This is a genomic window from Shewanella sp. 10N.286.45.A1 (genome assembly GCF_041470405.1).
Taxonomy (GTDB): Bacteria; Pseudomonadota; Gammaproteobacteria; order Enterobacterales; family Shewanellaceae; genus Shewanella.
Genome location: NZ_JBFRMK010000065.1, coordinates 9,151 through 9,420, shown reverse-complemented (window position 1 = coordinate 9,420; position 270 = coordinate 9,151). Strand labels below are relative to the sequence as shown.

Below are 270 nucleotides of genomic sequence, written 5' to 3'. Positions count from 1 at the left end.
GTATGTGGAACTCAACCCTATACGCGCGAAAATAGCGAACACACCAGAGCAATCAGACTTCACTAGTATTAAGTTAAGAGTCAAAGCTGCACTGAAAGGCGAACAGCCCAAGAAACTATTACCGTTCATTGGCAATGAACGGATAAATCAGCCCAAAGGTATTGGTTTTTCATTGCAAGACTATCTCGTATTAGTCGATGAAACAGGCAGAATTATTCGTGATGACAAACGTGGAGCAATTTCGTCGAACGCCGAAAACATCCTCAGTCG

The 270-nt window shown here is 43.0% G+C and carries 1 pseudogene; it reads left to right on the top strand.

Going from position 1 to position 270, the window contains the following annotated elements:
• Positions 1-270 (top strand): annotated as a pseudogene (locus tag AB4238_RS05645) (transposase); the annotation flags it as partial.